General features: G+C 53.9%; 15 protein-coding genes and 1 riboswitch. Of the genes, 13 read left to right on the top strand and 2 right to left on the bottom strand.

The annotated features are described in order from the left end of the window. The 6 genes from spoIVA to DBQ51_RS01030 all read left to right on the top strand — a co-directional run bounded on the left by spoIVA (position 1) and on the right by DBQ51_RS01030 (position 8,487). The gene (gene spoIVA / locus DBQ51_RS01055) at positions 1-1,476 is read left to right on the top strand and encodes a stage IV sporulation protein A (protein WP_107630516.1); all 1,476 of its coding nucleotides are present in this window, start codon (positions 1-3) and stop codon (positions 1,474-1,476) included. 143 nt (positions 1,477-1,619) lie between these two features. Further along, complete coding sequence (locus DBQ51_RS01050) at positions 1,620-2,132, top strand: hypothetical protein (RefSeq protein ID WP_107630515.1); 513 nt, start codon at positions 1,620-1,622, stop codon at positions 2,130-2,132. 132 nt (positions 2,133-2,264) lie between these two features. Continuing rightward, the gene (locus tag DBQ51_RS01045; protein ID WP_107630514.1) at positions 2,265-4,187 is read left to right on the top strand and encodes an HlyD family efflux transporter periplasmic adaptor subunit; all 1,923 of its coding nucleotides are present in this window, start codon (positions 2,265-2,267) and stop codon (positions 4,185-4,187) included. An 11-nt stretch (positions 4,188-4,198) separates the two neighbouring features. Then, positions 4,199-4,954 (top strand): ABC transporter ATP-binding protein, encoded by a 756-nt coding sequence (locus tag DBQ51_RS01040; RefSeq protein ID WP_107630513.1) that lies wholly within the window; start codon positions 4,199-4,201, stop codon positions 4,952-4,954. Continuing rightward, complete coding sequence (locus tag DBQ51_RS01035; protein ID WP_054325968.1) at positions 4,951-6,201, top strand: ABC transporter permease; 1,251 nt, start codon at positions 4,951-4,953, stop codon at positions 6,199-6,201. The genes DBQ51_RS01040 and DBQ51_RS01035 overlap by 4 nt, the downstream gene beginning before the upstream one ends. 18 nt (positions 6,202-6,219) lie before the next feature. Further along, positions 6,220-8,487: an S-layer homology domain-containing protein gene (locus DBQ51_RS01030; RefSeq protein WP_107630512.1), complete on the top strand. Its 2,268-nt coding sequence runs from the start codon at positions 6,220-6,222 to the stop codon at positions 8,485-8,487. A gap of 97 nt (positions 8,488-8,584) precedes the next feature. On the opposite strand, the gene DBQ51_RS01025 is transcribed toward DBQ51_RS01030, so the two are convergent. Then, entirely contained in the window at positions 8,585-9,277 is a 693-nt protein-coding gene (locus DBQ51_RS01025) for a helix-turn-helix domain-containing protein (protein ID WP_107630511.1), read from the bottom strand. Positions 9,278-9,728: 451 nt separating this feature from the next. Between DBQ51_RS01025 and alaS the strand changes: the two genes are divergently transcribed. The 7 genes from alaS (at position 9,729) to DBQ51_RS00990 (ending at position 18,507) form a co-directional block, all read left to right on the top strand. Continuing rightward, entirely contained in the window at positions 9,729-12,356 is a 2,628-nt protein-coding gene (gene alaS / locus DBQ51_RS01020) for an alanine--tRNA ligase (protein ID WP_107630510.1), read from the top strand. 35 nt (positions 12,357-12,391) lie between these two features. Further along, complete coding sequence (locus DBQ51_RS01015; RefSeq protein ID WP_107630509.1) at positions 12,392-12,730, top strand: histidine triad nucleotide-binding protein; 339 nt, start codon at positions 12,392-12,394, stop codon at positions 12,728-12,730. A gap of 73 nt (positions 12,731-12,803) precedes the next feature. Continuing rightward, complete coding sequence (locus tag DBQ51_RS01010) at positions 12,804-15,038, top strand: ComEC/Rec2 family competence protein (RefSeq protein WP_107630508.1); 2,235 nt, start codon at positions 12,804-12,806, stop codon at positions 15,036-15,038. A 3-nt stretch (positions 15,039-15,041) separates the two neighbouring features. Then, the gene (gene holA, locus DBQ51_RS01005; protein ID WP_107630507.1) at positions 15,042-16,097 is read left to right on the top strand and encodes a DNA polymerase III subunit delta; all 1,056 of its coding nucleotides are present in this window, start codon (positions 15,042-15,044) and stop codon (positions 16,095-16,097) included. Beyond that, the gene (locus DBQ51_RS01000) at positions 16,094-16,705 is read left to right on the top strand and encodes a toprim domain-containing protein (protein WP_107630506.1); all 612 of its coding nucleotides are present in this window, start codon (positions 16,094-16,096) and stop codon (positions 16,703-16,705) included. Before holA ends, DBQ51_RS01000 begins: the two co-directional genes overlap by 4 nt. 45 nt (positions 16,706-16,750) lie before the next feature. Then, positions 16,751-16,883, top strand: a riboswitch (FMN riboswitch). Positions 16,884-16,972: 89 nt separating this feature from the next. Continuing rightward, a complete protein-coding gene (locus tag DBQ51_RS00995; RefSeq protein WP_054325960.1) occupies positions 16,973-17,590 on the top strand; it encodes an ECF transporter S component in 618 nt (205 codons plus the stop codon). 71 nt (positions 17,591-17,661) lie between these two features. Beyond that, complete coding sequence (locus DBQ51_RS00990) at positions 17,662-18,507, top strand: metallophosphoesterase (RefSeq protein WP_107630505.1); 846 nt, start codon at positions 17,662-17,664, stop codon at positions 18,505-18,507. An 83-nt stretch (positions 18,508-18,590) separates the two neighbouring features. Here the strand turns inward: DBQ51_RS00990 and DBQ51_RS00985 are convergent, their stop codons facing one another. Next, positions 18,591-19,382 (bottom strand): HAD family hydrolase, encoded by a 792-nt coding sequence (locus DBQ51_RS00985; protein WP_159068018.1) that lies wholly within the window; start codon positions 19,380-19,382, stop codon positions 18,591-18,593. Between the last annotated feature and the right edge of the window lie 4 nt (positions 19,383-19,386).

The following is a 19,386-nucleotide window of genomic DNA, read 5'->3' as shown; positions in this document are numbered from 1 at the left end:
ATGGAAAATCAAATTTATAATCAAATCAGCGCCCGCACCGGCGGCGATATTTATATCGGCGTGGTCGGACCGGTACGCACCGGCAAATCGACGCTGATTAAGCGTTTTATGGAGACCATGGTCCTGCCGGGCATGGATAACGTCTATAAACGCGAACGCGCGCGCGATGAACTGCCGCAATCGGGTACCGGACGGACGATCATGACCGCGGAACCGAAATTCGTTCCGGAGGAGGCGGCGGAGATCGCCCTTCCGGACGGAGGCTCCTGTCGGGTCCGCCTGGTAGACTGCGTCGGTTATCTGGTCGATGGCGCGCTGGGCAGCATGGAGGACGACGCGCCGCGCATGGTATCCACACCGTGGCGGGAGGAACCGATGACGCTGGCTGAGGCGGCCGAGGTCGGCACGCATAAGGTGATCGGAGAGCATTCGACGATCGGCCTTGTCGTTACGACCGACGGAAGCTTTACAGAGATACCGAGGGAAAGCTATGAACCGGCTGAGCGGCGGGTGATCGAGGAGCTGACCCAGATGGGCAAGCCGTTTGTCGTTTTGGTGAATTCCGCTGACCCGCGCGGTGAAACAGCGCAGACAGTCTGCAGTACGCTCAGGGAGCGGTACCAGGTTGAACCGGTCGCAGTCAACTGCATGGAACTGGACGACAAGGGGATCGCGGATATCCTGCAGCAGGTGCTGTATGAATTTCCGGTGAAAGAGATCGGATTTGTTCTGCCGAGATATATCGGCGCCCTGCCTGACGGACACCCCGTACAATCCAGCGTTTACCGCTCCATCCGCTCCTCGGCGCGTGCAGGACAGAGGATGCGCGATGTCCGCGCCATGTGCGGGGCGATTGCGGAAAATGATTATATCGGAAGGGTGGATATCGACCAGCTCGCGTTGGGTACCGGCGCGGCGCGCCTTAAGGTGGATATTCCGGAAAGCGTGTTCTACAGTATCGTTGGGGAACAGACCGGTATCCATATTGGGGATGCGGCCGACCTGATTTCCGTACTCGATGATTTCTCCAAGGTCAAGCAGCAGTATGAGCGTCTGCGAGGTGCGCTGGATCAGGTATATCAGACCGGCTATGGAATTGTCATGCCGTCGGTTGACGAGCTTTCCCTGGAGGCACCGGAGATCGTCCGGCAGGGAGGGCGGTACGGCGTCCGTCTGCGTGCGTCCGCCCCCTCGATCCATCTGATGCGCGCCAATATCAAAGCCGAGGTCAACCCAATCGTAGGAACGGAGAAACAGTCCGAAGAATTGGTGCATTATCTGCTCAGTGAATTTGAAGAGCAGCCGGAAAAAATCTGGGACACCAATATTTTCGGGAAATCCCTCAACGAGCTGGTGCGGGAGGAATTATCGCATAAGCTCAGCCGCATGCCGGATGATGCACGCGGGAAAATACGGGAAACGCTGGAAAAAATCATTAACGAAAGCGCAGGCGGTTTGATCTGCATTATCCTGTAAGTCATGTTGGAAAAAGCGCGCCCTCTCCTGAGGGCGCGCTTTTTCTGTCAAACCCCTTATAAGGCAGGGCGGAAGCCTTGCCAATCGCTATATATTGTGTTATGATAAATCCGTATGAATATCGACACCTTGGAGGGAGTTTGTTGGACAAGCATGTTTTTGTCATCAATGGCAGCGGAGGCGTTGGGAAAGACACTGTCTGCGTGGCGGCGGCCCGATTTTGGAAAGCGGAAAACATCTCGTCAATCACTCCGATCCTGGATGTCGCGTACGCGGCCGGATGGGACGGACGGAAAACGCCGGAAGCGCGCCGCTTCCTGTCCCGCTTAAAAGAGGTATGCACGGAATTCAACGATCTGCCGTTCTCCTATTGTATGGAGCGGTACCACCGCTTTCTGCAGGGAGACGCCCAAATCCTGTTTGTCCATATTCGGGAGCCGGAGGAAATCGACCGATTCCGGTCGGCTGTTGGGGAAAGCTGCTCCACAATTCTGGTGCGGCGCCCTGCCTTGGAGCAGGCGCGCGGCGCTTTGGGAAACCGTTCGGATGACGGCGTACTGGAATATTCCTACGATGGTGTTTTCCAGAATGACGGCGACTTGGACGGCCTGCCTGAAAAGGTGCATGATTTTTTTCGTGCCTTTTTCGGGAGATAAGCGCGCATTTTTATTACAGTTTGGTTGAATCGGTTGACAATCCCGTGCGGGACACGGTATAGTGAAGCGTACCAATAACCGGCCTGGTACGGTTAATGCCCATCAGGATAGAGAACAGAAAGGAATACGAGTATGAGCGAAGAAAAAAAGCAGCAGAACATGCCGGTCCAGAAAGGCGGCGCACACGTCGCCAAAAGCGGCTCCAACGTATCCACGGTTTCCGCGCAGGGGGGAAGCGCGGGGGCTGACAGCGAGGCGTCGGGCATGCCGAAACGCAACAAATATGCCGATAAAATGAATCAGAAAAAGAGCAGGCTCAACAAAGGCGTGCGCATTGGCATCGGCGTTGCGGTGGTGGTGCTTCTGATCGCACTGGGCATCTTCCTTGTTCTGAAGTCCCGCAATGCGGGGACGGAGGAAACGGTTACGCAAACAGCGACCGCCAGCCGGGGCATGCTGGAAACCTACATAGAGGGAAGCGGCAGCACCGCCGCCAAAAAGCGCGAGGAGCTTGGCAGAGATTTGAAGGGAACGGTCAGCGAGGTTCTGGTAGAGGTAGGGGATGAGGTCAAAAAAGGGGACAAGCTTGTTGTCGTCAACCCGACCGAAACCCGCAAGGAGCTGGAAACTGCAGAGGATGAGCTGGCAGACGCACGCCGTGGTGTCACTGATGCGCAGGCCGAGGTGACCAAGGCGCAGAACGCGGTCAGCACGGCCCAGAAGCGGATCGGCAAGCTGGCAATCACCGCGCCGTTTACCGGAAAGATTATTCCGGTCACTGACTCGGAGGGTAAAAGCACGACCTACCATGTCGGGCAGCAGCTCAGCGAAGGGGAGATCGTCGGCTATATGGTCGACGACAGCAAAATGAAGCTTTCGCTGTATTTCAGCGCGGCGTATGCGAACGATATCAAAAGCGGACAGACTGCGACGGTTTCTGTTCCGTCCGCGATGAGTTCGGTCTCGGGTACGGTTTCCGCGGTCGAAAGCGCGCAGAAGGTTTCTGCAGAAGGCGTCAAGCTGTTCCGTGTCGTCATTTCCATGGATAATCCCGGAACGCTCACCAAGGACATGATGGCGACCGCGACGATATCCACCAGCTCCGCGGGAGAGGTTTATCCGGCTGAATCCGGAACGCTGGAATACAGCCGCGAGGAAGCGGTGACCGTGCAGACCGGCGGTGAGATCAAAACGCTCAACGGTCTGGATTACTACAGCTACAGCAGCGGCGCCACGATTATGACCTTAACGAGCGACAGCGCACAGGACGAACTGAAAAATGCGCAGAATACCGTGGTGACCGCACGCAACGGCGTGACAAACGCGCAGAAGCAGGTCCAGGCAAAGCAGGAGCGGATCACGGAGCTGAAAAAGCTGATCGCGGATTCCACCATCAAATCGCCGATCGACGGCGTGGTCGTCAGCCTGAACGCGTATACGGAGCAGGATGTCGGCGGCACCGAGCCGCTCGTCGTGGTCGCGGACCTGAACGATATCATTGTAAACGCGGATATCATGTCCACCGACGTTTCCGCCGTACAGCCCGGCCAGCCCGCGGTGATGACCATGTATACAAACGACGGCACGCTGACGCTGACCGGTACCGTGGAGTCGATCGCGCTGGAACCGACTCAGAACAACAATGGCGGCCAGGGCAGCATGGCGACGTTCCCCGCTGTAATTGCCATTGATCCGATTGAGGGACAGTCCATTTCCATCGGCATGGGCGTGGAATATCAGATCACGACCGCATCCTCCTCAGATTGTCTGATGGTCCCATCCTCCGCGATCGTATACGCCGAAGAAGGCGCAGCGGTTTTTGCCAAGCCGCTGGTTGATGAAAACGGCGAGGAGATTCCGTTCAGCGAAACGCTGCCTATTCCGGAGGGGACGGAGGGCATCCCGCCCGAATTCCAGCTCGTTCCGGTTGAAACGGGTATTTCCGATTCCTCCAATACCGAGATCCTGTGGGGGATCGAGGAAGGGACGACGGTGTATCTGTCCGGCCCGCAGGACCTGTACGCTGAAATGGGTATGGGCGTAGCCGTAGGCTAAAGGAGGGCGCGATGTTTGGAAAGAACAAACCGCCCATTGCCGAGCAGCAGACGGATTATTCTTCCGACCTGCTGATCGATGTGCGGCAGATGAGCAAGATTTATAATGAAGGCAAGGAGAACGAAGTACGTGCGCTTGATAATATATCCCTGACCGTGCCGTGGGGGGAGTTCCTTTGCATCCTTGGGCAGTCCGGCTCGGGAAAATCCACGCTGATGAATATTCTGGGCTGCCTGGATATTCCGACCTATGGGACCTATTACCTGAACGGCCAGGCGGTCAGCGACATGAAGCCCTCTGTACTTTCCGGTATCCGCAACCGTGAGATCGGATTCATCTTCCAGGGCTTCAACCTGATTCCCGCGTTGACAGCGCTGGAAAACGTGGAGCTGCCGCTGATCTACCGCGGCCTTGGACGGGAGGAGCGACACCAGCTCGCGGTGGATGCGCTGACATCGGTAGGGCTGGAAAAACGCATGTCACACCGTCCGGGGGAAATGTCCGGCGGCCAGCAGCAGCGTGTTGCGATTGCGCGGGCTGTTGCGGCAAAGCCGCCGATCATCATGGCGGACGAGCCAACCGGCAATCTGGATTCCGCCTCCGGTCTGGATATCATGCAGAAGCTTACCGCGCTCAACGAGCAGGGTACGTCCATTATCCTTATCACGCACGATAACCATTTGGCGCAGATGGCGCGGCGAATCGTAACGATTCAGGACGGCCGCATCATTTCCGACGAAGCGGGAAAGGGAGGGCTTGACGAATGAACTGGCTCCAAACCGTACGCATGGCGTTCAAGTCCATCCTGAACAATAAGGTCCGCTCTATCCTGACCATGCTGGGCATCATTATCGGCGTGGCCTCGGTCATCGCAATCGTGTCCTCCATTCAGGGTACGAGTAAGTTGCAGCGCCTGCAATACGAAGCAATGGGTGTCAACCGTATCGATGTATTCGGTTACGGCGGACGCAGCAAGGACTGGAAGGATTTCGAGGAATATCTGGATACCGAGCTGGCGGACAAGGTTTCCGCCTGGTCGCCGCAGATCCAATACTATGACTGGCAGAGCGACGGCGTCCAATACCGGACGAAAAAGCTTTCCAACGATTCCGATAACAACGGCTGGACTAATATGTATTTCGGCAACGAGCATTACGGAGAGGTGAGCAACCTCACAATTTCAGCCGGACGCGACCTGTCCAAAGCGGATTGCGATAACCGCGCAAAGGTCTGCGTTATTGGCGAAACGCTACGCAAATACTTTTTCGGTGCTATGAGTCCGATTGGTCAGGAACTGCGTATCGGTGGCAAAAGCTTTGAAATCGTCGGTGTGTACAAGGGGAAATTCAGCGGCAAGCTCAATACGCAGGATCAGATGCTGGTTATGCCATATACCCTGCAAAGCTCCATGATGAGTACAAGCTATTTCGACAGCAAAAATTATATTATCAAAGCAGCCGCCACCGAGGATATCGCAGAGCTTACCGAAACGCTGCTTCCGGAGTATATGCAGAGCCGGTGCGAATCCTTTTCCGCCTACTCAGACAGCCAGTATCAGGAGCAGCAGGAGGCGTCTTCCAACCTGCTCGCGCTGCTTGGCGGCGGTGTGGCGGGCATTTCGCTTCTGGTCGGCGGCATCGGCATTATGAATATCATGCTGGTTTCTGTTACGGAGCGCACGCGCGAAATCGGTATTCGTATGGCGATCGGTGCGCGGAAACGCGATATTATCGGTCAGTTTCTGGTGGAGGCGGCTGTCGTATCCTGTTGCGGCGGCGTGATCGGTATTATCGTCGGCTGTTTCCTGTCGGCCATATTGGGCAATTTCATGGTCGCGCGGCAGATGGCGCAGAACACCTATCTACCATCGATCGAGCACTTTACGGTACTGCCGTCGATTGGTCTGATTCTGGGGGCGTTCCTGTTCTCTGCATTGCTCGGCATTATATTCGGCCTGTATCCGGCCAACAAGGCATCCAACCTGCAGCCGGTTGACGCGCTGCGCACCCAGTAAAGAAAGGAAAAGGTAGGAATGAAAAAAAGATTACTCAGCCTGTGTCTGGCATTTCTTTTTGCGATCACCCCTGCTTCGGCATCGTTTACCGACATCACGGACAGCAAGCTTTCGCAGACCGTCTCCGTCTTGGACGCGTTAGGGATCATGCAGGGGGTGGGGGGAAACCGGTTTGATCCAAATAGCGCGCTGACAAGAGCGCAGTTCTGTAAGCTGGCGGTGACCGCGCTGGGCGTTTCCGATGTAAGCGCCTATGGCAGCTATACGATCTTTCCGGACGTTAAAAGCTCACATTGGGCCGCGCAATATATCAATGCCGCAGTGCGCCATCCTGATCTGAAAGAATACTCCATTATCCGCGGCTATGCGGACGGCACCTTTGGTCCGGACAAGACTGTTAACTTCGGAGAAGTCTGCACCATGCTGCTGCGTATGCTGGGCTATACGGAGGCCGACATCGGCCCGTTTTGGCCGGCGGACTATATCGCCCGCGCGCAGTCCCTCGGCCTGACGGAAAACGTATCGCTTACCAACGCCACAGCGGCCGTGAAGCGCGGCGATGCGGCGACCCTGCTACTCAATACGCTGGGGACAGAACTGAAAGGCGATAACTCCGGCATGCTGCTGAATAAGATATCCTCTTCTACCATTGAAAACTGTATTTTGCTGGCGACCAGCGAAACGGATTCCTCGCTGGCACCCAATGAAGCGATTTTCTATGAAAACGGCTCTCTGAATGAGTCCCCGCGCAAGACCGCGGGTACGCTGGACAAAAGCCTGATCGGCGTTTACGGAACGATCGTGATCGGCAAGGAAGGGGATAAGGTCGCGGTAGGCGTCGTTCCCAACAATAATAAGATCGAGAGCTACACTGTAACGAGCGCGGCGGCCGACAGTATCTCGACCAGCACGCAGACCCTCCGCCCCAACCGAGACACAGATCTCTATGTTGCACGGGAGAAAAAGCTGGATAAGTTTTCAAATATGTGGGCGGGGATTCAACATGGCGACACCCTGACGCTCTACTACGACGAGTATGGCGCGCTGCAGCTGATGGCGGTCCTGCCGTCCGCGACCTCGTCCAGCGACACCTCTTTCGTTTACGGCCTTGCGACCTCCGTCAATATTCCGGAGGGATATCAGATCATCAAGAACGGCGCGGTGATCGACCGCTCCAGGATTAAAAAATACGATGTGGTTACGCTCGATCCCGCAAATCGCCAGGCGGTCGTTTCGGATGCCAAGATCAGCGGATGCTACACTAAGGGCGAGCCGTCTTTCGCCTATCCACAGACGGTAGAGCTGTTCGGCGGGCAGTCCTATTCGATCTCCGACCGCGCGGCTGCCTCGTTCGAGGATATCAAGCTCAAGGATTATATCACGCTGCTGTTCAGCGAAGCGGGCGATGTCATCGCCGCCTATCCGAAAAACATGGTCAGCGCGGACATGCAGGGGATCGTTACCGCAGTAGATGGGAAAAAGGTGACGGTCGTACTGACCAATGGGTTGACCCTGCATATCCAGGCCGAAGCGGAGAGCCTGGACGAACTGATGGGCCGCTTGGTTTCGGTCGGACAGTCCTCTAACGGTTCGGCGTATCTGACAAAAAGAGCGCTTACCGGCAGGGTATCCGGAAACTGGTCGATTGCAGATGGCAAGATCGGAAATTCCGTGGTATCGCCCAAGGTTCGGATTTATGAAGAGGTTGCGCCGGGCGCGCCCTTGTCAGCAATCGCCCAGTCGGATATCGATCTGGCTTCGGTGTCGTCCAGTCAGATCCGTTATACGGTGATCGACAACGCGGGTACTGTAACCAACATTATTTTAGGCGACGTAACCGGCGATAGCTGGATTTATGGTATCGGCTCCGGCTCCAGCCGCGGCGAGGATGACAACAAGGAATACTATGCCGGTATCAAGTATTGGGACGGCTCAAAAACCGTATCCGAGGAATATCGGGTAGACGCTCTGCCGGGCGGCTTGAACGGGAGTGCGATCGGCATACCAAAGGGGTATAAAAACGGGAGCAGCGCTGTGAACCGCTCGTTCTCAACGCTTCCGCTCAAACTGGTCGATACGGTATCGGTTTCCGCGTTTGACGGGGCTACCGGCGTTCGGACCAGGGACGGGTATTACAATCTGACGGATGATATCGGTGTTTATGTATCCGACCGCAGGGAATTTATTTCCCTGCAAAATGCAAAAGGCAATTATACGAATTTCCGCCTGTACGCAAATAAAAATGCGGAGGATGGCGGGAAAATCCGCATGATTATCGCATCTTAGGAGGCTAAAGGTCATCACTTTATAGCCGGTTAGCATCCCGTTTCAAAGCTGGATAAAAAGGCTCCGCCACATTGGCGGAGCCTTTTCCGATAGACGGTTATTTTTTACGATTGTACAGTTCTGCCACAATTCCAATAATAATGGATAGCAGATAGATACCGCCCCAAATCGCCCAGCCGTAATGGCCGTGTCCATACGGCGCTCCCGCAGGATTAGGGCCAAACACAATGCCGGCGAGCAAACCGAGTGCAAAGGCAATCAGCGTGACAAATGAAAACCGATGCTTGCCGAAAAGAGAAGGGACAGCAGAAATTGCCATTGCAATCCAGAACAGATTGCTGCTGAGCAGCCAGCCATAAAGGTAACTATTGCTTCCGGATAGTTTTGCAGATACCAGCCAACCAAGCAGGCTGACATTGGACCGGTCGCACCAGATTAAACGGCCAATCAGATAGACCGTGAGATACGCGCAGACAACGATCAAGGCCGAAACCAGGTTCTCTTTCCGTCTCTTCCTTTTGTCTGCTCGTTTCCTCTCGTCTTCCATCCTGAAAAGAGTATAAAACTGTTCAACAGCAGATGAATTGGCAGCATTTCCTGTATCGAGCAGCATATCGACTGTTGTGCCGAATAGCTCTGCTAATTTGAACAGGTTCTCTGTGTTAGGGGCTGACTGGTCTGCTTCCCATTTGGTGACGGCCTGACGGCTTACGCCGATCAGATCAGCGACCTTCTCCTGTGACATTCCCGTATTTTGCCTGCAGGCTTTGATCCTTTCTCCCACTGTCATAGAAAACACCTCTTTTCAATCAAGAGTATACCGGAAATTATTGTTTTTGGCTACAACTATATGGCAACTGGCGGTTGCATCGCAAATTTTTTGGGGGAGTGTTGTTGCTTTAATAAATGCCCCTATAGGTCGTCAGCTTTGGCGGTTTTTGTTGACATTAGGCTGGGAAAGCGGTATAATATACGCGATAGAAAATGCGATGACGAAACGAGTTTTCCAACGGAGTGATCCAAAGAGAGAGGGATCTGGTGCAACCCCTTGTTCAGTCCGGAAAACGGCCACTTCCGAGCAGCCTGTAAAAAACAGGCCGGTCAGGTTCCCGATATCGAACCGCTGAGATGCGTTTTACAGCGCAGATCAGGGTGGTACCGTGGAAGCATGCTTTCGCCCCTGACAGGATTGGGCGGAGGCTTTTTTTATTTGTCATATTAAATTTTGGAGGATAAATGTTATGCAGTACAGAGGCTTGAACGAGCTGCGCGAAATGTATCTGAAGTTTTTTGAAACCAAGGGACATCTGCGCTTGCCGAGCTTTTCGCTCATTCCGCAGAACGACCCGTCGCTTCTGCTGATCAATTCCGGTATGGCGCCGATGAAGCCCTTTTTTACCGGCGAGCAGGAGCCGCCGCGCCATCGTGTGACGACCTGCCAGAAGTGCATTCGAACAGGCGATATTGAGAACGTCGGCAAGACTGCGCGGCACGGCACGTTTTTTGAAATGTTAGGCAATTTCTCTTTTGGCGATTATTTCAAAAAAGAAGCGATTGCCTGGAGCTGGGAATTCCTGACCAGTCCGGAGTGGGTCGGCATTGATCCGGAGCTTTTGTATCCGTCCATCTATGTGGATGATGACGAGGCGTTTGAAATCTGGAACAAGGATATCGGCATTCCGGTGGAGCGGATTTTCCGCTTCGGCAAGGAAGACAATTTCTGGGAGCATGGCTCCGGCCCGTGCGGTCCCTGCTCGGAAATCTACTACGACCGCGGACCAGAGTTCGGCTGCGGCAAGCCCGGCTGCACGGTCGGCTGTGACTGCGACCGGTATATGGAGGTTTGGAACAATGTATTTTCCCAGTTCGATAATGACGGACAGGGGAATTACACCGAATTAAAGCAGAAGAATATCGATACCGGCATGGGGCTGGAACGCTTGGCTTGCGTGGTGCAGGGGGTAGGTTCCCTGTTTGACGTGGATACCGTGCGGAATATCACCAATAAGGTATCCGAGATCGCTGGGAAGCATTATGGGGAAAGCGAGAAAACTGATATTTCCCTCCGTGTGGTCACCGACCATATTCGCTCGACCGTTATGATGATCTGCGACGGTGTTATCCCCTCCAACGAGGGGCGCGGCTATGTGCTGCGGCGCCTGCTGCGGCGGGCAGCGCGCCATGGCAAGCTGCTCGGTATCGACCGGCCGTTCCTGTCCGAGGTGGCGACCACTGTTATTGAGGAATCCGGCGGCGCTTATTCGGAGTTGGTCGAAAAACAGAAATATATCCACAAGGTAATTGAAAACGAGGAGGCAAGCTTCAACAAAACCATTGACAGCGGCCTGTCTATTCTGAACGAACGCATTGCGGCGGCAAACAGCAAGGAATTGCCCGCAGCGGACGCATTCCAGCTTTATGACACCTATGGCTTCCCGATCGATCTGACGCTTGAGATTCTGGAAGAACAGGGGATGACCACCGACCGCGCGGAATTTGACCGCCTGATGAACGAGCAGCGCGAGCGCGCCCGCGAGGACCGAAAAAAAATGGGCGACCTTGGCTGGCAGAGCGAGGATCTTGGCTTGGACAAGGCGATCAAAACCCGTTTTGACGGTTATGAAACACTGGGAGAAAGCGCCAAGGTGCTGGCGATCGTCAATGAGGGCGAACCGTCCGGAGCGGCGGCAAAGGGCGAAAAGATTACGGCCGTGCTCGATCATACGCCGTTTTATGCGGAAATGGGCGGTCAGATCGGCGACCACGGCGTACTAATCGGCAAAAACGGCGTGATGACCGTGTCTGACGTGCAGAAGACCAAGGACGGCAAGTATATGCACATCGGTACAGTTACCGAGGGCGCGCTCTCCGTGGACGACGAGGTGGAGGCCAAGGTGGACGCGGAATACCGTCAGGCGATCTGCCGTGCGCATACCTCGACTCATCTGCTCCAAAAAGCGCTTCGCAAGGTGCTGGGCGATCATGTGGAGCAGGCAGGCTCCTACACTGCAAACGATCACCTGCGTTTTGATTTTACGCATTTCGCGGCATTGACAGCGGACGAACTGCAGCAGGTGGAGACGCTGGTCAATGACGCGATCCTTGCCGGCTATCCGGTGGTCACGGAAGAAATGTCCATTGACGAGGCGAAGAAAAAGGGCGCGATGGCGCTGTTCGGTGAAAAGTATGGCGCGGTTGTGCGTGTTGTTCAGGCCGGCGATTCGATTGAGCTTTGCGGCGGTACGCATTTGGATAACACAGCTAAGGCGGGTATGTTCAAAATTATTGGAGAAGCTTCCGTTGCGGCCGGTGTACGCCGCATTGAAGCCGTGACCGGCAGAGCGGTGCTGGATTTCCTCAATGAGCGCCAGCATATATTGAACGAAACCGCAGCCGCGCTCAAAACTTCCCCGAACGAGTTGGCGGCCAAGGTAGAACAGACCATGGCTGACCTGCGCACGATGGCCAAAAAGCTGGAAAAGCTCAACGGAAAGCTTGCCTCGATGCAGATGGTCGACCTGTTCAACGTATCGCGTGATGTCAAGGGCGTCAACGTGGTCGCAACCAAGCTGGAAGACGCTTCAGCGGATGTGCTGCGTACGATGGGCGACGGTATTAAGGAAAAAGCGCCGAACATGGTCGCTGTACTGTCCTCGGTCAACGACGGCAAGGTAAGCTTGCTGTGCGTCTGCGGCGCGGAAGCGGTCAAAAAGGGAGCGCATGCGGGTAAGATTGTCAAGGAAGTCGCCAAGATCGTTGGCGGCGGCGGCGGCGGGCGTCCGGACAGTGCAACTGCGGGCGGAAAGCAGCCAGAAAAACTGGAGGAAGCGCTCGAAGCGGTCAATAACATTGTTGACGCGCTGTTGTAAAGTCGGTATACTGGTATCAGAAAGGAGAGGTCGTCATGAGCGATTGTCTGTTCTGTAAAATTATTTCCGGGGATATCCCTTCCAAAAAGGTCTATGAGGACGAGCTGTGCTATGCCTTTTATGATATCGATCCCCAGGCGCCGACGCATTTCCTCGTGACTCCCAAGCAGCACATCCGCTCCGCTGCGGAGGTGGATGATTCCAACAGCGCGGTAGTTGCCCACTGTTTTGAGGTGATCGCAAAAGTCGCGAAGGAACAGGGCATGGAAAGCTTCCGCATCGTATCCAATATCGGAGAACAGGCAGGGCAAAGCGTGTTCCACCTGCACTTCCATGTGCTTTCCGGCCGCGATATGACTTGGCCGCCGGGCTGATACAGCAGTTGCAAAGAAGTGGCACGACCGTGCCACTTCTTTTTTGAAACAGAAAAGCCGGAAGGGGATTTTTATGCTGGAGCGTCCGCTGATTTATTTGGTGCCGGCAATTGCGGCGGCTCTTTTCTGCGCGGTTTGCCTTGACTGGGCTCCCAGTCCGATGGTTTCGCTGCTTTTGCTAGCCGTGTTTTTGCTGCTCGCCGGTATATTCATCTACCGGAACAAGGCGTTTGCGCTGTTTGGCATGCTGGCCGCAGCGCATCTGGCTTTCTGCGGCTTCTCGATTTATAACCTGTATATTGTCGAGCCAATCCGGCATCTGAATGGACAAAGCCTGGATATCCAGGCTGTTTTGTTGGAAGATCCAGACGTTTATGAGGACAGCCAGCGTGCTCTGCTTTCCGTCACCCATAACGGAGAGGTGGAGCAGACGTTCCGTACCTTTTGCTACCTTCCGCTGACCGATACCCCGCTCTATGCAGGGGATCATATTGTGGTCAACGTTGGATTTTATTTGCCGGGCACTGCCGAGGGATTTGACCGTGCGGTATATCAGGCATCTAACCGCTGTTTTATTGCGTCCTCTTATAACCAAACGGAGGAAGACACGCCCGTCCGGTTTGAGATGACCGGTACCGAACGGGACACGCCGCGCTTTCTGCCGCAGCGGATTGCCCGCTACTGCAAGCAGGCGATTGCGGGCGCACTTCCGGAGCGGCCGGCGGGTCTGCTCACAGCACTTTTATTGGGCGACAAATCTGGGATCAGCGATGCGGATGCTCTGGCACTCCGCATCGCTGGACTGAGCCATCTTGTCGCGGTTTCCGGTCTGCATATCGGTTTTTTGGTGGCGTTTTGCTCGTTGTTAGGCCGCAGGATCGGTACGCTGGTTTCGATTCCGTTCATCCTTTTATTTGTGCCGATCGCCGGAGCGAGCCCGTCCGTAATCCGTGCAGCGGTCATGTATTTGGTCACGGCCGGCGCTTTTCTGCTGCGCAAAGAAGCAAGCAGTCTGAATTCCCTGTTTTTAGCACTCGCGCTTTTGCTCATCCTCAATCCTTACGCAATCGCAAGTCTCAGTTTGCAGCTTTCATTTAGCGCCACACTGGGGCTGATCCTGTTGGCCGGCAAAATGCAGCGGCGGATGATGAAGCCGTTCCGGCCTTTTCCGAAAATGGTGTACCGCATCCTGTCCGTAGTTGTCGGATCGGTCTCTTGCACGGTATGTGCGACGATTTTTACCACACCGATTATCCTCAGCGCTTTCGGTTATGTCTCCGTTCTGTCGCTACTCAGCAATCTTTTGGTCGTCGGCGTGACTGCCGTATGTTTTATCGGCGGTTTTCTGGTTTGCCTGACATCGGTGTTCTTCCCATTTTTAGCAACGCTGTTCGCAAAAGCGATCACTCCATTGCTGACCTATATCCTCGATATCTGCAACTGGATTGCAGGCCTGCCGTTCGGCCTGATTAACTGGGCGGACAGCTTTGGTATTGCCGCGCTTGTTTTGTCCTTAGCTGGAATTTTAGCATGGCTGCTTGCAGGCGCTCATATCAAATGGCGCTATGTTTTGCCTGTTTTCTGCCTTGTGCTGTTTGGCATCACGGCTTCGGGCGCATATTATAACCGGCAGCACTACTCCGTGACCTATCTTCCGTGTGGTAGCGGGCAGGCAATCATTGTATCCGACGCTGTTGGCAACATGACGCTTATCGATTGCGCGGGGGACGGAGGATATCGTAATGCTGCGGCATCCGTGCGGGAATGGATGCAGTGGAACGGCTTCCGGCAGGTTGACACACTGGTTTTGACTGCGGTGGATAAGGGGCATGCCCGCGATCTACCTGAACTGCTGCAGCATACGTCGGTCGAACAAATCTTGATTCCGAACGGCTGCAAAGAGACGCAGCACAACAAAGAGTTATTGCAATTGGTTGCGGAGGCGGATGCGGAGATCGTAGAGGATACGGTGCAGTTGGACGCCGCCGCGCCGGTCACGGTTTTTCCTGTCTGTGACGGTAAGCTTGGCGTGCAGATTGGCGGTTATGTTTTAGTGCTGCACAGTCCTACGCAAAAACAGCTTGCGGCATTCTTTGAAACCGAGTCGTATTCCGCACCGGATATTGTACTCTCACAACGGAATATGGAGGATACCGTGCTGCTGCGTCAGCTTATATCAGATACAAACGCGCAGCGGATCATTTTGCAGTCCAGCACAGGGGACGTGCTGCATAAATTTGAGGGAACGCCGATTGAAAGCCCATATTTCACCGGCGAACTGCAGGAACGCTACAAAAAGGAGGGATAGCGCATGGCTGTACCCAGAAAGAACGCGAATAACGGCAAGGCAAAGCTGATCCACGATCTGAAAGAGTGTTCCTTTGCGCCTTTATACATCATAACTGGTGACGAGGACTATATGAAAGCGCATTACCTGCGCCAACTCAAGGAAAAGGTAGTGGATGCTGCCTTTGCAGATTTTAATCTGCTGGAATATGAGGGGAAAGGCCTGACTCCGGAGCAGCTTACCGAGGCGATCGACAGTTATCCGGCCATGTCGGAGAAAAAGTTGATTATTATTACCGACTTTGACCTTTCCAAGCCGCCGGCCGGATTTGGTGATTTACTGCCCGAGATGCTCAGCGATCTGCCGGACTATGTATGCTTGGTGTTTTATTATGACATTTTGGAGGGCAAGCTCGATAAACGGACAAAGCTCTATAAAACGCTTGAGAAAACCGCCTGCATCGCGGAATGCAGCCGTTTGGAGGAGAATGAGCTGGTTGCATGGATTGAGCGGCGGGTCCGGTCGCTTGGTTGCACGATTACCTCGGATAACGCTTCATACCTGATATTCCTGTGCGGAAATTCGATGACCAATCTGGCCGGCGAAATCGATAAGGCGGCCGCGCATACGACAACAGGGGAGATCCGCAAATATAATATCGACGCGGTATGCTCGCCGGTTCTGGACGCGGTTATTTTCGATCTGACGGATGCGATCACGGCGGGTAAATTCGACAGGGCGGTTTCTCTGGTAGGCGAGCTGATTGCGCAAAAAAACAATGAGGTTATGATTTTCACGACCATTACGCGCCACATTCAGCGTCTATACGGCGCTAAGCTGTGTGAGAGCGCAAGGGGAGGGGAGCGGCTGCTGATGGAGCTGATCGGCTCCAAATCGCCGTACTATGCCCGACAGATACAGAATGCCGCGCGCCGCGTTTCACTCGACTGGCTGCGACAGGCGGCGTCTCTTTGCGCGCAGACGGATACCGCGCTGAAAGGGAGCGCTGTCGACCGGCAGAAGCAGATCGAGCTGACCCTGCTTGCGCTTGCATCCGCGCAGAAGGGGGAGCGTGCATGATCCGTATTCGGGAAGCGATCCTTGTAGAGGGACGATATGATATCAATACGCTCAAACAGGTGGTGGATACCGTTGTATTAGAGACCGGCGGCTTCCGTATCTTCCATGACAAGGACCGGCTGAAGCTGCTGCGGCGTATCGCGCAGGCACGCGGGTTGATTGTCCTGACGGATAGCGATGGAGCGGGCTTTGTGATCCGGAATTATCTGAAAGGCGTACTGCCTCGGGATCGCATCAAGCAGGCGTATGTACCGGATGTTTGGGGAAAGGAAAAACGCAAGCGGCACGCTTCCAAAGAGGGCAAACTCGGCGTCGAAGGAATGCGGCCGGATATTCTGTGCGACGCGCTGCGCAGGGCTGGTGCGACCTTTCTGGATGGGGAGGCGCAAAAAGGGAGGGATACCTCCGATAGCCCGATCACGAAAGCGGATTTCTATACATGGGGACTGACCGGTCGGACTGACAGTGCGGCGCGGCGGCAGCGGCTCCTGCAGGAGCTGGCGCTGCCCGCGCATATGACGGCCAACGCACTGCTGGAATTTATCAATGCAGTCGGAACACGGCAGGAAATTGAGGCCATCCTGCAGCATTTTTCTGAAAACCATTGACAAAACCATCCTAATTGACCTATAATAAAAGCGTAAATTAAATCAGTTCTGTTTCAGGGCGGAGTGAAAGTCTCCACCGGCAGTATACAGGGCGTCGTTCCTGATAGTCTGCGAGCCGCAAGGCATGATGGGTGTGAATCCCAACCGACGGTTATAGTCCGGATGAAAGAAACAGGTGTATCTCGGTACGTCTGCACGCCCTTGGAGATTTCCAAGGGCTTTTTATTTACCCAACCAAACAGAACTCCTTACAAAGGAGACAGAACCATGACAAAAGCAAGCAAGATCACCTATACCGCCGTATTTGCGGCAATCGCTACCGTTCTTATGTATTTTGAATTCCCGATCCCGTTTATGCCGCCGTTTCTCAAAGTGGACCTTTCCGGAGCGGTGGTCCTGATCGGCGCGTTTATTTTTGGAATTGGCCCGGCGATTACCATGATCGGTATCAAGGATCTGATCCATTTAACACAGAGCCAAACGGCCGGTTCGGGAGAATTGGCGGATTTTCTGATGCTTTCCACCCTGGTGATTGTTGCTGTGTTGCTTTATCGCATGCACAAAAGCCGTAAATTTGCGGTTATCGGCTGCGCCGTCGGCGCGGTGGCCATGGCCTGCATGGGGATGCTGACCAACTATTTTCTCATTATTCCGTTTTATGTGAACGGAATGGGGTGGAATCTGGATGCGATATTCCAGATGTGCGCTGCGGTCAATCCTGCGATTGATGGGATGAGTGCATACTTGTTGTTTGGCATATTGCCGTTCAATCTGATTAAGGGTGTAATTTTGACGGTGATTACGATGCTGGCTTACAAAAAGCTTAGCGTATTTATTAAATCCAAACAGATTGACCTGCATCATAAAAGCCAGCAGGTGGGCTGAACCAAAAAGCGCGGAGGGGAGAGGACCTGCCGCGCTTTTTTAATAAATAAAGAAAAAAAGGAGTCCCAGTAATGAAAAGAAAACGGATATTGTCCGCTGTCCTGATGTGCGCGGTCGGCGTGGGGATATGCGGCCTATATTGCGGATTGACGCCACGTCGCTATACGGTGTCAACGCCCAAACTCAACGCAGAGGAAAGGCTGCGCATCGTCATGCTTTCCGACCTGCACAGCTATGTTTACGGAAATGACCAGACACCGCTTCTTCGCAGGGTGAAGGAGCTGCAGCCGGATATTATCGCACTATGCGGCGATATTGTTGACGATAAACAACCGCAGGACGGCGCAAAGCTGCTGCTAAAACAGATTACAGAAATCGCGCCATGCTATTATGTATCCGGCAATCATGAATATTGGAGCAGTGAGCCGGAGCAGATATTCCGGATGATAGAGTCCTATGGAATACACGTCTTACATAATGAACGGGAGCGTATAACAGTGGACGGCCGAGAATATGTGATCTGCGGTGTGGATGATCCGGCAGCCTATGGCGACCGCGTGCCAAGCTCATATGGGAATGCAGCGTCCTACCGGAAAGCGCTGCAAAGTTTTGACGACCTGTTCAAGGATGATGCGTTTCATATCCTGCTGGCGCACCGTCCGGAATATATAGAGGAATACGCTGCGCATCCGTTTGATTTAACGCTTTGCGGTCATGCACACGGCGGCCAATGGAGAATCCCGTATATCATGAATGGTCTGATTGCGCCCAATCAAGGCTTTTTTCCGGAATACGCCGGTGGCCAGTATCAAATTGGTGCTATGACGGAAATTGTGGGACGCGGCCTGGTATTGGATTGGAAGCCCCGTGTTTTTAATCCGCCGGAGATTGTCGTCGTTGATATCGCTCCCCAATAGAGAGGGTGCTTTCTAAAAAGAAGATATATATAATTATACAAAAGAAAAGTTTTGTATAATTGAGGGGGGTGAAAAGAAGCGCATCATGAATAATGCGCTTCCAAATATTCGACTACTGCGGCGACCGCATCCAGGTCATTCTCTCGGACATGGATGTCTGCCGCCTGTAATATCCCATCGTCCGCATTTGCTGGTGCAAAACCCAGATATGCTGCGTGGATCATATCCTCATCATTATAGCTGTCTCCAACGGCGAATATCCGGTCGTGCGGTATTCCGCAGTTTTGTGCGATCGTTTCCAGGGCGGTTCCTTTGTTGACGCCCTGCGCCGTAACCTCCCAAAATGAAGGCATACTTGATGCCATGCAAAACCGATCCTGATATGGCTTCAAAAACGCCTTTACCTGATTCATAAGCGCGGGATCGCCTGTAAAATTGATTTTGCACCAATTTGTAGTATCCGGAAGACGGTTCGGAGAAACCGTCTCGAAATCCAAATGCAGGGTGCGCATATGCTGTTCGGTTACTTCACTTGACTGGCATACCAGGATACGGTCGCCAATAAAAATTTCGCAACCTATTTGTGAAAATTCTAACAAAGTTGTCTGAATCAATTCCTTTGTTTCCACCGGCATGCCGGCGCAGCGCATTACCTGATGCTGTTCGTTTAAAATCAACGACCCGTTGAGAAGGCTGTACGGTGCATTAAACGGAAGCTGCGGCAGGTAGCTGCGGATTGCCCCGGGCGCGCGCCCAGTGGCTAAGGAAAAGCGTCCTCCCTCCTCCGTAAAATACCGCAGTGCGCGTTCATTCCGTTCTGATATCCGTCGGCTGCTGTCAAGTAAGGTGCCATCCATATCACAGGCCAGCAGCATTCCC

Origin of the sequence: Agathobaculum massiliense (assembly GCF_900291975.1) — a bacterium.
In the GTDB taxonomy this organism is placed as follows: domain Bacteria; phylum Bacillota; class Clostridia; order Oscillospirales; family Butyricicoccaceae; genus Agathobaculum; species Agathobaculum ammoniilyticum.
This window is presented reverse-complemented; position numbering and strand designations above follow the sequence as displayed.

Bases quoted from the DNA above. Each gene is read 5' to 3' on its own strand.
- spoIVA (WP_107630516.1), top strand. From the start codon at position 1: ATGGAAAATCAAATTTATAATCAAATCAGCGCCCGCACCGGCGGCGAT.
- DBQ51_RS01045 (WP_107630514.1), top strand. From the start codon at position 2,265: ATGAGCGAAGAAAAAAAGCAGCAGAACATGCCGGTCCAGAAAGGCGGC.
- DBQ51_RS01040 (WP_107630513.1), top strand. From the start codon at position 4,199: ATGTTTGGAAAGAACAAACCGCCCATTGCCGAGCAGCAGACGGATTAT.
- DBQ51_RS01035 (WP_054325968.1), top strand. From the start codon at position 4,951: ATGAACTGGCTCCAAACCGTACGCATGGCGTTCAAGTCCATCCTGAAC.
- DBQ51_RS01030 (WP_107630512.1), top strand. From the start codon at position 6,220: ATGAAAAAAAGATTACTCAGCCTGTGTCTGGCATTTCTTTTTGCGATC.
- DBQ51_RS01025 (WP_107630511.1), bottom strand. From the start codon at position 9,277: ATGACAGTGGGAGAAAGGATCAAAGCCTGCAGGCAAAATACGGGAATG.
- alaS (WP_107630510.1), top strand. From the start codon at position 9,729: ATGCAGTACAGAGGCTTGAACGAGCTGCGCGAAATGTATCTGAAGTTT.
- DBQ51_RS01015 (WP_107630509.1), top strand. From the start codon at position 12,392: ATGAGCGATTGTCTGTTCTGTAAAATTATTTCCGGGGATATCCCTTCC.
- DBQ51_RS01010 (WP_107630508.1), top strand. From the start codon at position 12,804: ATGCTGGAGCGTCCGCTGATTTATTTGGTGCCGGCAATTGCGGCGGCT.
- holA (WP_107630507.1), top strand. From the start codon at position 15,042: ATGGCTGTACCCAGAAAGAACGCGAATAACGGCAAGGCAAAGCTGATC.
- DBQ51_RS01000 (WP_107630506.1), top strand. From the start codon at position 16,094: ATGATCCGTATTCGGGAAGCGATCCTTGTAGAGGGACGATATGATATC.
- DBQ51_RS00995 (WP_054325960.1), top strand. From the start codon at position 16,973: ATGACAAAAGCAAGCAAGATCACCTATACCGCCGTATTTGCGGCAATC.
- DBQ51_RS00990 (WP_107630505.1), top strand. From the start codon at position 17,662: ATGAAAAGAAAACGGATATTGTCCGCTGTCCTGATGTGCGCGGTCGGC.
- DBQ51_RS00985 (WP_159068018.1), bottom strand. From the start codon at position 19,382: ATGCTGCTGGCCTGTGATATGGATGGCACCTTACTTGACAGCAGCCGA.